The following is a 14,949-nucleotide window of genomic DNA, read 5'->3' on the forward strand; positions in this document are numbered from 1 at the left end:
CTCCTCAGCATCCGGGGGTCAGAAAAGCCTTGACGTAACTGCCGGACTGCCGGACGAACATCCACGACCAGAAGGCAACTCCAGAGGGAGTGGGACTAGCGACCATGGTGAGCTCCCCGTCGAAACACTTTCCGACGATGTAACGAGCACGCGAAACGTGTGGCGTGAAGGTGATGACGATGATGTGATGCCAGCCGAGTTCCTGTGCCTTGGCGCGTATTTCCTGGGCTTCGCCCTCGGTGGTCCAGGGGTCTGGGATGAAGCAGCTGACCGTGAATGTGAAGTGGCCCTTGCAGTACTTGTCCATGTTGCGGTCATTGGCACCGGTCGACTGTGCGATCAGCAGGTACGGTGCGTACCCGCGTTTCGCCAGATCCAGCCCGACGTCGAACCGCTCGTAAGGAGTGCCGCCCAATACGACGATCGCGTCGGCGGGCCGTAGCGGATCGGTCTGCGGGTGCATGTACACACGCCAGCCGGCGGTGACGAACCCCGTCGTGAGTACGGCGATCGCGATCACGGCCAACAGGACTCGCCTGCGCCACCGTGGTCGGCGGTCGGCGGTAGGCACCGAGGGCTCATCGGTGGATGTTTCCGTGGCGTCAGTGGAGCTCATCGGTGATCTCCTTGGCGCGGTCGACGTAGCGGTGCGATTCCTGCGTCACGCGAAGGTGGCCTGCCCCCGCGATCTTGGCGGCTTGCGCCGGATGGCAAGCACACCACTGCAGGATCTCGCCAAGTTCGGCCTCGTTGGAGAACAGCAGACATTCGGTTCCCTCGTTGAGCAGCTCGCTGTGTTCATCGGTGCGTTCCCCGACGAACAGCCCACCGCACGCGGGTATTTCGAAGGTTCGGCAGGTGTGGGTGTCGCGGTTGTCCGAGTTCAGCAAGACCAGGTTCGCGGTGACGGACGCCACGGTGGTCGCGAAGTGATCGCCGTAGACGGCGCCACCGACTGTGGCTCCGGTGGCCTGCAGCGAGGGCATGCGTCGCCAGCCCGGACCACGAACAAGAAGATTCTTCCCGTGCTCGTTGCCGAGTCGGGCGATCATGTCGGATCTATCCGGTCGTCTGGCTCCGATGAACCCCACAAGATACTGCCGTGCGACCCGTTTGGCGCACGGACGATGCCACGCGGGGTCGTAGGCGCTGCGAACGAACTTCACTCGGCGCGCGCCTCGATCTTGCAACTCGGTCACGTTGTGGCGTTTGGTGGTGACCACCAGATCCCACTCGCGTTCGTGTGCCAGGTAATCAGTCGTCGTGTTGTAGGGATTGCCGACATCATCGGGGCTGTAGTGGACGCGGACTGCTGCCGGAACCTGGAGTAGTCGTGCCTGGTCCAGGTGGATCGATTTGAACCCGAAGAGCATGTCGGGAGTGAAATCTCGCGCAATGGCATCGATCTGATCATGCACGGCGTTCTGCACCCAGGATGCCCTCCGGCGCATGGCCTTTGAGTACACCCAGGCCGGTGACAGCCTGGCAGGCAAGGTGACTCTGGTGGTGTCCACCACGACCACCTCATGGCCCGCCTGGCGGAATCCGTCCGCCATCGACCGGGCATTACTGCCCACCCAATCATCTCCGATAAAGAGGATCTTCATCGCACAACACCCTCTTGCTCCGATTCGGCCTCGATGAGCACGCCTCGTTCCCGTCCTGCCAGGTGCCTGATTCGGGCCAGATACCAAATGGCTACTCCGAATTCGGCGCCGATCACGCCGCCAATCAGTGCCCACACGGAGTGGCTCCAGGATGCTGCGATCAGCCCGGCCACCGACGCCGCTGTACCTACCACCGACGCTACGAGGACACCATGCATGTCCTGACGTACCGGTAACAGCGCGGTGCTGATGTACGAGCTGATAGTGCTTGCCGGAAGAATGAGAAGCTCGGCGCGCAGTAGGCCGACGGCCCCGAGGAACTCACTTCCGAAAATGAGGTGAACTATCGGTGCGGCGAGCGCCCAGAGTAGGGCTGCTGCGAGTATGGCCACCGCGACGGCGCCGCGTAATCCTTGCAAGCCGGTGCGCCAGAAGTGTTCGTGTCCACTGCGTTTCGCCATCCGGGGCAGCAGCACCAATCCGATCATATCCAGGAGAGATTGCATGGCCCTGACCAGACGATCACTCGCCGAGAACAGGCCCAGCGACACGGCGTCGAGCATGGCGGAGTAAATGGCCGGTGCGCCTTGCCCGTATCCGGTGGTGAGAAGTCGTGAGGTGGCGATCGGCCAGCTGGTGCGGAGGATGCGGCCAGGTGCGTAGGGGCGACACAGCCCGCCGAAGGTGCGCAGGCTGTCCCACCAGGTGCCGGCGACCGTCAGAACTGAGGAGCCCAGCAGGCACAGCACCGCGGTGGACGCGTGTGGGGAATGCGGTAGTAGCACGATGAGAAGAACGAGGTAGGCGATGCGCCCGGAGCCCTGGTAAACCGCGGATGCAACAAACCGCCCCTGCCCAATGAGCAGCCAGTCATCGGAGGTGGCCCAGAGCCCACCGGCGAAGAGTCCCAACAGAATCATGTGCACATACGGGGGCGCCCCGGCTATCCAGCCGACACCGAACGCGGTGCCGAGCACGGCCAGGGTGATCAATCTCAGGGATAAGTAGTCGGTACGCACCTGCCGGAGTTCGGCGGGGGTGTTGCGTAGGGCGGGCACTTGAGCCGCGAGGAACGGTGTCATGCCCAGGTCGACGACGATGGAGCCGAAGAAGTACGCCGCCATCCCCACGGCCAATAGCCCCATTCCCGCCGGGCCCAGAATTCGGGCAAGCAGTGGCACGGTCGCGAATGTCACGAGGTATTGGCCGTACTTACCGAAGACAACGGCCCCGAAATCCCGGGCCAGTCGTAATGCGCGGGGAAGCGTTGCGCTGTTTCGCGGTCCCCTAGACACTGCGCTCTTCTAACGATGCAGTCGCGCGACGGTTGAGGATCTGCGCGAAGAACGATGCGACGGTCTGTGCCGAGTCGGCGATATCGAATTTTCTGGCCCGAGACTGACCGGCTTGCGCCAATCGGATTCGAAGGTCACGGTCTTCAATGAGACGGTCGAGGGCATCGGTCAACTGATCAGCGTTGCCGGCGTCGACCAGCAGCCCGTGAACTCCCGATTCAATAGCCTCGGCGGGACCGCCGGGCTGGGTGGCGATGACCGCGCAGCCCGCGCGCAGCCCTTCGACGACGACCTGCCCGAAGGGCTCGGCGATGACCGAGCAATGCACCAGGATGTCGGCGGTGGACAGGATGTCGGAGGGGTCGTCGAGATGACCGGTGAATGTCACCGGCAGCTGCAGTTCGCTTGCCAGGTCTTCTAATTCGGTTCGAAAGGAATCCTCGCCGAAGAAGGTGCCGCCGACGAGGTACACGCGCCGAGGCTGAACGCTGGTGTTGGCCAGCGCCCTGAGGAACACGTCTTGTCCCTTCCATCGCGTCAGTCTGCCGACGACAGCGACAACGGTGTCGGCGGGCGGGCGCTGGGGCGGGTGTTCTGTGTCGAGTGTCCGCAGAAAATCCAGCCCGGGGTACGCCACGACGCCCGGGCGCCGCTGTGGCCGGAGGGAGTTCTGGGTGGATCGGCTGTTGGCGATGTACCCGTCGGACACCATCATGCCGATCCTTCGGATAAGGAATGCCAGTGTGGCACCGAAATATTCGGCTGATATCCGATCGTGAACATGCCAAATCAAGGGAATCCGCGCTCGTTTGGCCGCAACGGCAGACATGATGAGAGCTTTTGTGCTCCCCGCGATCAGCACATCGGCTCCGTGCTCCCGCACGACGGCTCCCAGATCCCATCCGAGCCGAACCAGTGCCGCGGCTCCGGTCAACCTGCGCAACCATCCGGAACCGTCAATGGTGACGCTTCGGCTATCGAAAGTGTTGGCCAACAATGATGTTTGTATGCCTTGGGACTTCATTGCGCTGACCATGGGGCCGTCTTCGGTGTAGATCACGGACGGTTCGACCGTGAACTCCGCGGGTACATTGCGTAGCGCCGACAGCAAGCGCGAAGTTGCCAGCTCCGCGCCGGAGGGCGCGGCCGTGTGGGTGACGAATACCGCCCGGATCACGCGCTCACCTCCGAATACACGGCGTGGTGACGCTGCGCGGCAGCCGCCCAGGAGAACGACTCGGCATGTCGCCGGCACTGCTGCGCGCTGGGGAGCACGCCATCGAGTGCCGAGATGAGGCGTGCCCCAAGCGCTTCGGCGTTGTCGGATGGCACGATCAACGTGGGGTCCAGACCGCGTACCGCGTCGGGGAGTCCGCCACAGTCGGTGACCACGGCAGGTCTGCCGGTGGCTAAGGATTCGAGTGCGATCAATCCGAACCCCTCAAGAGCCACAGATGGTACGACGGTGAGGTCGGCAAGTGTGTAGAGCTGTGTCAGGGTGGGGTCGTCCACACGTCCGGTGAATTGGATGCTGTCGTCCAGACCCGCCGCTGACACCTGTGCTCTCAGATCATTCTCGGCGGTGCCCGTGCCCACGATCATCAGGCAGGCATCTGGATGCGCGGATACGACGGCCGGCCACGATTCGATGAGGCGGTGAATTCCCATGCGGTGTTCGAGCCTGCGCACGCAGAGCACGGTGCGCCGCCCGGTGGGTGCCTCCAACGGTGGTAGCAGTCCGAATCGGTCGAGGTCGACCCCGGGTGGAATGACTTCGATGCGATCCGCCGGTATCCGATAGTCCTCGATTAGAACATCACGGAATCGATCCGACAGGACGATCATCCGCTCGGCGCCGGTGTACCGGAGGCGCTCCACGACGTACTTGGCGCGGGAACGGAGGGCTCCGGCTCCTGCGAACCTGCTTTCTGCTGCCCAGGGTCCGTGGAAGTGCACAACTAGGCGGCTGCGGGTGCGCCATCCGGTGGCCGATGGTCCATACAGGCAGAAGTGGCGATCAAGAATGCCGGGTTGTCGCAGCCCGGATCGATCGTTGAACGCGGTGAGAACCCGCGTTCGGGTGGACCCGCCGGTGGCGCCCCAAGACCATCCACCCTCAGAGGGCACCCCGAACGCGGCGGCCGACAGTTCGATGTTGTCCCGGTGGCGGAGCGCGGTGAACAGATCGGTGAAGTACCGGTTCAACCCGCCCGGCAACGAGGAGAACCACTCCGCGCCGGTCATGTGCACTCTGATGGGCGCCATATCAGGCCTCATCTCTGCTGCTGGCGATCTTTGCTATCGGTGACGGCTGCGGCATCGGTCCGACGTCGCGCGTCGTCCATCGCCACGCATGTGTTCGCCGACATGCGTGGTCCGCCTTGGGGGCTCGGCCCCATCCCTCATGTTTGTTCAATGTTCAACCGACTCAACATGCACCTGCACGTGGCCGCCGATAGGTTCGTATCCATTGATGCTCATAATGCCTGAGTAGGCCAAACAATATTCCCGAGTAGCGCGATGCTCTTCGGATGCGAAATTCATATGCGCACCGACGTCCGATGCGCCTAGTTCATGCCGCCAGGCAGCCGACTCGTCTCTAGCCTGCAACACACCGTGGGTGCTCCGCAACCTGAGGCAGGGGTTTCGCTCATTGAAAGTTGGGTTTGGCCTTGCCTTTAATTTGCCCGCAACTAGCGGGTGTGTGGTGCTCAAGATAACGCTGTGGCAGACTGGGGCGGACGCGTTCCGCGTTGCCTGAATCGTCCTGAACTGGTCATGTTATGGAAATGTTACTTGCCGGTGAGCGTTGTGTGATTGGCGTGAAGATTAGCAATAGGTGGCGGTGGGAGATGTTTGTTAGATGATTCTTATTTCCCTGCAATAAAACTTTCATTTGTGACGTTGCGACCCGTGAAGTAGCGTGACAGTCATCACGTGGCGTGTTTTTGGTCGTTATGGAAACCTCTACACGTAAATAGGTCGGGCTCAATTGCCTAAATCGTCCATACGAATCAGCCGATATGAACGAACGGGTCAAGTGCACTTATGGATTTGAAGAGCGTCGTTAGTGACGGAATTCAACGGAGGGTAGAAGCACGCCCTGGGGGGTTGTTCTACCTGCACCGACGATGGGCGCCGGCGGCTGACCTGGTGGCCATCGCCCTCACGTCACTGGTCTCGTATCAGCTCGCGCATCATCTGCTGTCCGGGCGCCAGGACCTGGGCCGCTGGTATGCGGCAACGGATGTTGTGATCGCCGTCACGTGGTTTGCTGCGCTCTCGCTGCACACGGTGGGCCCGGGAAAGGCGTTGCGGGCTGTCTTGCAGCAATGGCAGACGGTCGTCAGTGTCACGTTCCAGCTATTCACGATTGTGCTGCTCACCTATCTCATCTCGCGTATCGAGCTGATCGATATCCGGCATTTGGCGATCGAGATACCGCTTGGACTGTTGGGCATACTCGTAGCCCGGTATGGGCTGCGGCGTATCTGGGGCTCGGCGAGCCGGACTCCGGTGCTGCTGGCGGGCGATCACGACGCTGTGCGGGAGATGATCACCGCCTTTGGCCGTCACCGGGGCAGTGGCTTCGAGGTTGTCGGCGCGTGCACTCCTGGAGTTGATCATTGGCTTGGCGGACAGGCGATCGAGGTCGGTGATCACCGCGTGCCGATAGTCGGCGACGACCGCCACGTGGTCGAGGCGGCGCGGCGGACATCGGCTCAGATCGTCGCGGTCGCGATGACCAATGACCTTGGACGCAAGGAGCTTTCAGTGCTGGCCTCCGAGCTCGGAGATCTGGGAATCGAGCTCGCGGCATCTCCTGGGGACGTGGACGAGACCGTCGTGACCACAGCGGAGCGGGGTCTGGAGCGGGTCCATATGCTGGAGATGCTCGCCCCGGGCCATCGCCGGGCCCGGTCGATGTCGAAGGAAGCATTCGACATGGCGTTCGCAGCGGCCGCCATTCTGGCCACCGCGCCGGTGATGCTCGCGATTGCCGCGGCCATCAAGCTCACCAGCGCCGGGCCGGTGCTCTACGTGTCTGAACGAATCGGCTTGGACGGCGTGCCATTTCGGATGATCAAGTTCCGCAGTATGTACACGGGTGCCGACCGCGATACCGCGGCGATGATTGACTCGGCAGGAAGTACGCCCGTCTTCTTCAAGGCGAAGGAAGATCCCCGCATCACCCCGGTGGGGGCGTTCATCCGGAAGTACAGCCTCGATGAACTGCCCCAGTTCTTCAACGTGCTGTTCGGTGACATGAGTGTTGTCGGGCCGCGGCCGCAGGTGCAGCGGGAGGTCGACGCCTATGACGAGACGATGCGGCGACGGCTCCTGGTGAAACCGGGTGTTACCGGCCAATGGCAAGTCAGCGGCCGTAACGATCTTTCCGTCGACGAATCTATCCGTCACGACATCTCGTATGTCGACAACTGGTCCATGGGGCTCGATATACGCATCATTTCCCGGACTGTCGGCGCGGTGGTGCGCAGCGAGGGCGCTTACTGATACTCGGTCGATGGCCCGTAGGGCTTCCCGAGTTTTGGTGTGCGGCCTTGTGGCGCACAATCTTTCGAGCAGGCCTTTGCGGACCGAACGGTCACCGCATTCAATCGGTAAATGCGTGTTAGCGCCAGAACACATCGTTGACAGCATGACACTCTGTGTCCTACGGTTCCTTGGGTGGTACCCCTAACTGGCGACGAGCTTCCCCTCGAGTACCAGATGCTGATTGCACATGGCTGTGGTACGGGGCGTTCCTTGCAAATTCGCTGCGAATAGGCATTGTCGATTTCTCAATGGCCAGTGGGACTTTCGGCGTACAACGCTGCTCAAATTTTCTGAGGAGAGGTGTCGTGCTTATGTCGGGTCGGGATGTTCGGTCGTCGAGTAACATTCCCAAGCGATCGGGGAAGCAAGCCCTTGCCGGCGCGCCGGTGCCTGCCCGCCTGCCATTTTCTACGTCGCGGGTGATGTTGGCGACGACGGCGCTGGTGACAGTGACGGCGCTGGCAGTCGGTGTGGCGGCGCCGGCCACCGTCGATTTCTCACGTCCCGAGCCTCAGGCCGCCGCAGCACTCGCTCCGCGTGCGATGAGTCTGGAAGTTCAACTTGCCTCGATGGTGGGCATCTATGGGGTGGGGCCTGTCTTCCAGGCGTTGCGCCTGGCTGGGGTCGGCAGCCCGGATGCAGTCCTGACTAACGCGGTCGGGTTGCTTAATGATCCCAGTTTGTCCTCGGCGGTTAAGACGCTGCTGGACGTGCTGAACACGATCAGCCCTGTCGAGCCTAAGGTGCCCGGTTTCGGGCCGGCGGGCGTTCACGATTCCGTGAACGAGCTGAGTTACAGCATGGGCGCATTCAGTGGGCTTGAAGGCGTTGTAGATACTCTCAATAGCCCGTGGATCAATTGGATTCCCGGTATTAGCGCGATCGGCAATGACTTGCTGACGGTACTCAACCAGCGGCGCGCATTCATTCTCGGGGACGGTCTCGGTGGGACCGATAGTGCGCTTGCGCTACGTCAGATGATCAAAGACGTCGAGTCCGACAGTGCCTTGTGGGGTGACGATAAGCACGGTGTGACTGGCGTTGTCGCTGTACTGTTTCGCAACACGTCGCGCCCGGGCGGCGGCCTGATGGCGATGGTCACCCCCATCTCGGAGTTGTTTGGGCTGAACCTCAGTAATCCCGGCGCGGGCAGTTACACGAATGCAGGGGCCAATGCTGGACTTGCCACCAAGGTTCTCAATATCTCCGTCACCGATGTCGGGTGGAAGTACGACCTACTTTCGGACGCTCCGTCGACGCTTGACCCACTCGCCTGGGCGAATTCTGTCGCGGGTGTGGTTATGCCTACCTACCTGATCCCCGATAAGGACAAGGCAGTCCCGGTGGCCGCCAACCTTGTCGGTCAGTTGCTGCCCGGGCTCATCAACGCAGGGTTGGTCACCGCGGACCCGACGGGGGGACAGGGGCTCCACCTACTTACCCAGGGCACGATCCTCGATGTGGTCAATGGCCCCCTGAACAGTGCGCTGAATGCGGTTCTGGGGCCGGTCTTCCGGTCGATCCTTGGCACTGACTTCAAGTTCCCGGTACAGGGCATCTCCACCTACGTCACCTATGACTCGGGCAACCTTCCGCTCCTCGAGCCCTTCCACATGCTTCCTCGCCTACTCGGATACACGGGCCTGGCGGACATCACCACACCCGTTGCCGATTCGTTTGAGAGTGCGCTCACCCAGCTGGTTGCGCTTGGTTACCAAGATGTCAAGAGCACTACCGACGCCAACGGCGTGATGACCTTTACCCGCGGTATGGATATGGCCGCTGTGCAAACGGATGTCTTCAGGGCGCCGACCAACATCAACTGGGCGCAGCGTTTTGAAGTCCCGCAGACGGTGTTCAACGCGCTGATCGACGGTTTCAGCAATAACCTGCTGAGCCCGGAGAAGCAGAGACTTACGTTGTTCGGTAACAGCGCACTTGGGGATGCCATCTATAAGAACGCGTTGGTCATATCTGTGGCTCACGCGGTGCGCGACGGACTGACCCGGCTCAAGAGCATCGCCAACCCCATGTTCAACCAGGCGCAGAACATGCTCAAGCCGGTGGCCGATGCACTCGACGCCGCCACAGTTCAGGTGAACAGGGTGATCGACCAGGGGCGTGCCGCGATAAAGGGCCTGAATATCGACGCGAGCAAGCCACTCTTCGATGCCAATCGCGCGATCAACGAATCAACTAAGCCGTTGGACAAAGGGCTGCTCGGGGCAGTGCAGAGCGCGGGTGCTCATGCAGTGGCCGCGCGCTCCACCGCCGCTCTGATTGCGATGCCGGAAACGCTCCCCAAGCCTCAGCAGCTCACCGCCGGAACACCGGACCTTGCGTCGCACCTGCTCGGCACCAGCGGCTCAGGCAAGGAAAAGGAAGCGGCCGCCGTCAACGGCGGCAGTGCGCCGACTCTTGAGAAGGACGCATCTGCAGCGCTTTCCGCATCGAAGCCGAGTGTGGTTGTGGACAGTGAGTCCTCGGCGCCGCACGCTGCCGAATCGGTTAAGGACACCGCGAAGGTAGATCTCAAGGCCGGGCCTAAGGATGACGCGAAGACAGGGGACAGGCCTCTCAAGCCAGTGATGCACGAGGAGCCGCGGGACAAGCCAGGCCAGTCGCTGAAGAAGCCGGTGACTGACACCCAGGATGCCGCCAGTGGCATAGCTTCGGCGACAACCAACACCGATGCATCTGCCGCGGCGAAGACTGATGGCACAAAGCCGATTGTGGATGCTGCATCCAAGGCTTCTAAGAGCAAGCAGGACAATGATTCTGGTCAGCATCAGGAGGTCTCGAAAGATAAGGGGAAGCCGGCGAAGCCGGTCGTGAAGGAGAAGCTGCAGGACAAGGTCGATAAGGCGAATAGTGCGCTGAAGGATTCGGCTAGCGGGTCGATCAAGCAGACGAGGGGTGCGATCACCTCTACGGTGACTAACACCGATGAATCCGCCGCTTCAACGAAGACTGAGGGTGCGAAGCCGGCTCCTGCTGATGGGGCTAGTTCGCCGAAGGGAACTAAGACCAAGGGCGACTCCGATAGCGGCAAGCATCGTGAGGATTCTTCGGGTACGTCTAACAAGGTGAAGGTCAAGGTGGCTTCGCCCAGTGAGTCGGGTGGAAAGCATCGCGCGCCTGAGGCGTCATCTGGTGGTGGTTCGGGCGCGGGTGGTGGTTCGGAGGGTTCGGGTGCCCATGGCGGATCGTCGTCAAGTGCAGGAAAGCACTCGGCGAGCGACTAGAGGCGTACGGTTCGGCACTCTTGCGGCCAAATGGCGCTGGTGAACCTTTCGTGGAATTCAGCAGTTTGCCCGACAATCGATCAGCAGTGCATCTTTGCGGACCGAATGATTTCAGCTTTCAATCGACGGATCCGCATTAGCGTGAGGTTAGTGCGCTGAAATGTTGGTAGACGTAAGAAATTTACGCCAAAACACTGCGTTGACAGCATGACACTTCGTGTCCTACCCTTCGTATAAATACTCCCGATGCGGTGTTGAATGAACCGCGCTGCTTTCCAATTTGAGGTGATCTGTAAATGCTCGGTGCGTGGTTTTTGGCTTCCGGTTTTATGGCTATGACATTGGCAGTGGCTGGATGCGGCGATTACACCGGCGACGAAAATAGGCAGGCGACATTTGCGGAGACTATAGCTCCACCAAGTAACGACGGGCTCCCTGTCGATGTCGATGCCAGGCCAATGCTGATCGCGCACCGCGGCGGTACGGCCGATTATCCGGAGAACACACTTCTGGCAATTGTTAATGCTCAAAAATCAGGTGTCGATGGGATGTGGGTAACCGTCCAGGTCAGCGGTGACGGGATACCGGTGCTGTATCGCCCGGTTGACCTGTCAGTGTTGACAAATGGGGAGGGGCGGGTGAACGCCCAGACTGTGAAGCAATTGAAGGAGCTGAACGCGGGATGGAATTTCGCCAGAGAGGACGTCAACCCCTATCGTCAAAAGGCGGTCCAGATACCGACCCTCGAGGAGGCGATCGGTGCGATCCCGCCGAGTATGCCGCTGTTCCTCGACCTGAAGCAGACGCCGGCTCAGCCCCTGGTGGACGCGGTCTCCCGGGTTCTCGTCAAGGCCGCCGCTGTAGAGAGATCAGTTATCTATTCGACGGATGCCGAAGTGTCTGCATTAGCGGCTCAGAGTGGTCTAAAGGTCGCCGAAAGTCGCGATATGACTCGTCAGCGTCTCTTGAACATGGCACTGAACCATCGGTGTGAGCCAGCGCCAAGCGCCGGAAGATGGGCCGGTTTTGAGCTCCATCGCGATGTCGTTGTGTCTGAAAAATTTACGTTGGGTACGGGGGTGTCCCAAGTCGATGCTGAGCTCTGGGACCCCAGCTCTATCGAGTGTTTCAACTCTCAGCATGCTGGCATGAAGACGATTGGGTTTGCAGTGAAAACCGAGGATGATTTTCGCCTGGCCCGCAAGATTGGACTAAATGCGGTGCTGGTTGATTCGCCCCTGGCAGCACGAAATTGGCAATAGAGAAGTCTTCAGACAATGCCTGATAACCATGTCTACCCGCTAAATGCTGAACTAGCCGAGTTGCGTTTCATGGCCGGTAGGCCCAGTTTTCGCAGTATCAGCCGGGCTATCGGGTGCAGTCACACGACGGTCGCCAAAGCCTTCGCGCCCGGGGCGATCCCGTCATGGGAGATCCTCCATCTGGTTGTGCGTCAGCTGGACGGCGACGTCGACACTTTTCGTAAGCTGTGGTGTGACGCCGTACGTAAACAGGAAAACATAGTCAGCGGTACTCAGAATATTGCCACAGTGCCAATATGGCGAATCGTCACCGTTTTTGCATTCGCGGCCATCGTCGTGTGTGCAGGAATGCTGTTGATGATCGCTCGCCCGTCAACGCGCCATCGATGAGAAACGGTCAGCCGGGGCGTTTCCTTATATCGTGAAGTAACGAGATCTGTTCGGTATGCAGTTCGCGTTTCTCTGAGTCCCGCGAAAATGGCAATGCCGCAGATAAGGCATGTACTAAATGGATGCAATTGGAAATTCATGGATAGTCATGGCACTGATCTGTAAATGTGGACGTAGAACGTGCGTGATCGCGATAATAATCGGTTGCATGATCGAGTGCAGAATACCGTCAGACAGGGGCCTGACATCGAGTGGATTTCTATGATTGGCACAGTGCCGGGATGGGGTAGCGCTGCGTATTGTTGGTCTGAGGCAATGGAACTACTTTTCTGGCTTTCACTGATCGTGTTCTTCCTTATGGCTACTTTTCGGACAAAGAATACTGATGCGCAGAGTGATCCTGTACACGTAAGCCCATCGTTGTCATGCTCCACAGATCAATCGGAGAATTTAATGGACCCAATTGACCTAAATGGGACGCAAATCAGTATCGGCACGCTCAGTGATATAGCTCCGCAACCGGGTGTGTCACTAGAGGCTGTGGGTCGCGCACTTGGATGTGCACGGTTTGTTTTTCGCGATGCATCTCATTTATGGGATAGGGGCGACAATTGAGAGCATATTATCGGCTGCAGCTCTCGGATTACGACGAGAATAGAGATGTTTCCGTGTATGTAACCAACTGGGACGAAGGGCAAGGTCTTGCCGCCGCTTCCGCGGCAGATCGCGGCTGTTCGATGGTATTGCGGAAGAAGGAGCCTGACTATGCGGACTGGTGGATGTACAGGGGCACGTTCCTGGTGGGGATCGTGTCTTTGGAGCGAAGTTATCAATAGCCAGCTTGGATAAGCAAAAGTTTGTGGGCTGTAGGCCTGTGTCAACGCTTGCGCGGCCGCGTGCGGTTCGGCGCACGGGGTGACGGTGCGATGTAGTGGAAGAAGTGCCCTCGGCAGGATTCGAACCTGCGACACCGGCTTTAGGAGAGCCGTGCTCTATCCCCTGAGCTACGAGGGCGGGGGACCTATGTGAATAGGTGTCTAAAACTCTAGCGGGTGGGCGGGGGTGCCCTGGACGTCGGCTGTTGGCGAGTCGGGTGGTGTTGCTGTTGGTACTCGCGTGATCCAGAGGGATTGGTGGGGCTTGTGTGACTAGGTGTTGGGCAGACCGGTGCCCGGTTATGCCTCGGTGGTTTTTTGGCTGCACCGGTGCAGATAATGGGCGATGGCGTTGCGGCCCAGGGCGAATCCGATCATGACGGCGTGTTGGCGGGTGGGGCTATGCGCGGTCATGCGTCCGCCGTAGAGGGTGCGGTCGAGGGTGTTGTTGAGCGATTCGGCGTCTTCGCGCCAGCCGTAGCAGCGGTCGTAGACGCTGTCGCCGCCGTCGGTTTTGGTGTGTTGGCGCAGGTGTTCGGCGCGGTTGTAGCCGCGTTTGTCGTCGTCTTCGGTGTTGTCGATGCGGTGGGCTTGCACGGTGCCGCAGGTGGTGGCGAAGTCGATGTACCAGCGGTGGATGTTGCCTTGGTTGCGGCGCGCGTAGATTTTGGCCACGGGCAGTGGCTCGTAGGCCGTTTCGCCGGTGTCGATGATGCTACGTTCGTGCAGGCGGCCGTCGAGGGTCCAGATGTCGTGTGTGTCGCGGCACGTGCATTCGATCTGCGCGAAAGGGGTGGGTTTAGCGGTGCCGGAGTGTGGTGGGACCAAGACGGTTAGACCCTGTTTCATGGCGTGGTCGATGTGGGTGCCGCGGAAGGCGCCGTCGTAGCAGATTCCGTCGACGCGTAGGTCGGGGTGGGAGATGACGTCATCGAGCATCCGGATCGCGATGCCAGCTTCGCCTTTGTAGCCCTTGCCGTGTGGGACGGGTGCGGTGTCGAGGATGGCGCGCAGGTTTCTGGTGTTGTCCGGCCGTGTCGAGAGGGTGGCGAATTTGGCGCCGTAGCGGAATTCGGGTGCGCCGTCACCGTTTTGGACTTCGTTGTGAGCCACGATGCGGCAGCGCCCGGCCGCGGTGAGCCGCTCGACGGTCTTTTTGCGGTATGGGGGTGGTACGACGGTGCCGTCCCCGACGACGAACTGGCCGCGGGCCGGGTCGGTGCGCGATACCCGCGTGCCGGGGTTCAGGCAGCCCAGGCGGCGGGCTAGCTGTGCGCCGGTCTGGCGCAGGCCGTCTCGCAGCTGCTCGATATGGCGGTCGAGTTTGGGTTGGGCGTAGGTGTGATGGTGGCGTTTGGGTGGTTCGGTCCGCGCGGTCTTGCCGTGGTCGGCGGCGTGTTCGCAGATGATGTCCCAGTAGTCGGGGGTGTTCATGATCCGGCTGGCCGCGTTGGCCGACCCGAATGCGCCGTGCAGAGACGTGTGCAGGATGTGAACCCAGCTAGGGTACATCGGTGGGCGTCCGGGTGTGCCGGGTTCACGGTCGGGGATGCGGTCGGCGATGGTGTATTGCGCTGGGTCGGAGGCGATTGCGCGGACTTTCTCGATTTCGACCAGGGTGTGATCGCCCGGGGTGTGGAGCTGCTGGCGACGCCATTGGTCGATCCTGCCCGCACCATAGGTAGTGCGCGGTCGGCGGCGTGGCGGCAGGGACATGT

At 60.7% G+C, this 14,949-nt stretch carries 10 protein-coding genes and 1 tRNA gene; 4 read left to right on the plus strand and 7 right to left on the minus strand.

Features of this window, described 5'->3' with window-relative positions:
* Positions 1-4 precede the first annotated feature (4 nt).
* From AOT83_RS17050 to AOT83_RS17070, 5 genes are read right to left on the minus strand one after another with little or no spacing between them, the layout of a single operon-like run.
* Positions 5-616, minus strand: coding sequence for a YdcF family protein (locus tag AOT83_RS17050; protein WP_057966536.1), 612 nt, complete (start codon positions 614-616; stop codon positions 5-7).
* Positions 603-1,607, minus strand: coding sequence for a glycosyltransferase (locus AOT83_RS17055; RefSeq protein WP_057966535.1), 1,005 nt, complete (start codon positions 1,605-1,607; stop codon positions 603-605). The genes AOT83_RS17050 and AOT83_RS17055 overlap by 14 nt, the downstream gene beginning before the upstream one ends.
* Positions 1,604-2,902 carry an oligosaccharide flippase family protein gene (locus tag AOT83_RS17060; RefSeq protein ID WP_057966534.1) on the minus strand — a complete coding sequence of 433 codons (1,299 nt, stop codon included), beginning with the start codon at positions 2,900-2,902 and terminating at the stop codon, positions 1,604-1,606. Before AOT83_RS17060 ends, AOT83_RS17055 begins: the two co-directional genes overlap by 4 nt.
* On the minus strand, positions 2,895-4,079 hold the full coding sequence (locus AOT83_RS17065) for a glycosyltransferase family 4 protein (protein WP_057966533.1): 1,185 nt from the start codon (positions 4,077-4,079) through the stop codon (positions 2,895-2,897). The genes AOT83_RS17060 and AOT83_RS17065 overlap by 8 nt, the downstream gene beginning before the upstream one ends.
* Positions 4,076-5,146, minus strand: a complete 1,071-nt coding sequence (locus AOT83_RS17070; RefSeq protein ID WP_057966611.1) for a glycosyltransferase family 4 protein — start codon at positions 5,144-5,146, stop codon at positions 4,076-4,078. Before AOT83_RS17070 ends, AOT83_RS17065 begins: the two co-directional genes overlap by 4 nt.
* Positions 5,147-5,950: 804 nt before the next feature.
* Between AOT83_RS17070 and AOT83_RS17075 the strand changes: the two genes are divergently transcribed.
* From AOT83_RS17075 to AOT83_RS17090, 4 genes are all read left to right on the plus strand, one after another.
* On the plus strand, positions 5,951-7,417 hold the full coding sequence (locus AOT83_RS17075; protein WP_057966532.1) for a sugar transferase: 1,467 nt from the start codon (positions 5,951-5,953) through the stop codon (positions 7,415-7,417).
* Between the two features lie 353 nt (positions 7,418-7,770).
* Complete coding sequence (locus tag AOT83_RS17080) at positions 7,771-10,704, plus strand: hypothetical protein (RefSeq protein ID WP_131726973.1); 2,934 nt, start codon at positions 7,771-7,773, stop codon at positions 10,702-10,704.
* A gap of 296 nt (positions 10,705-11,000) precedes the next feature.
* Positions 11,001-11,966, plus strand: coding sequence for a glycerophosphodiester phosphodiesterase family protein (locus tag AOT83_RS17085; RefSeq protein ID WP_234797640.1), 966 nt, complete (start codon positions 11,001-11,003; stop codon positions 11,964-11,966).
* Between the two features lie 15 nt (positions 11,967-11,981).
* Entirely contained in the window at positions 11,982-12,356 is a 375-nt protein-coding gene (locus tag AOT83_RS17090; protein WP_057966530.1) for a hypothetical protein, read from the plus strand.
* Positions 12,357-13,297: 941 nt separating this feature from the next.
* Here AOT83_RS17090 and AOT83_RS17095 read toward each other — a convergent pair.
* Positions 13,298-13,370: transfer RNA gene (locus AOT83_RS17095), tRNA-Arg, on the minus strand.
* A gap of 161 nt (positions 13,371-13,531) precedes the next feature.
* Positions 13,532-14,947, minus strand: coding sequence for a hypothetical protein (locus tag AOT83_RS28200; protein WP_234797639.1), 1,416 nt, complete (start codon positions 14,945-14,947; stop codon positions 13,532-13,534).
* Positions 14,948-14,949 lie beyond the last annotated feature (2 nt).

It is taken from the genome of Mycobacteroides sp. H001 (genome assembly GCF_001440005.1).
In the GTDB taxonomy this organism is placed as follows: Bacteria; Actinomycetota; Actinomycetes; order Mycobacteriales; family Mycobacteriaceae; genus Mycobacterium; species Mycobacterium gwanakae.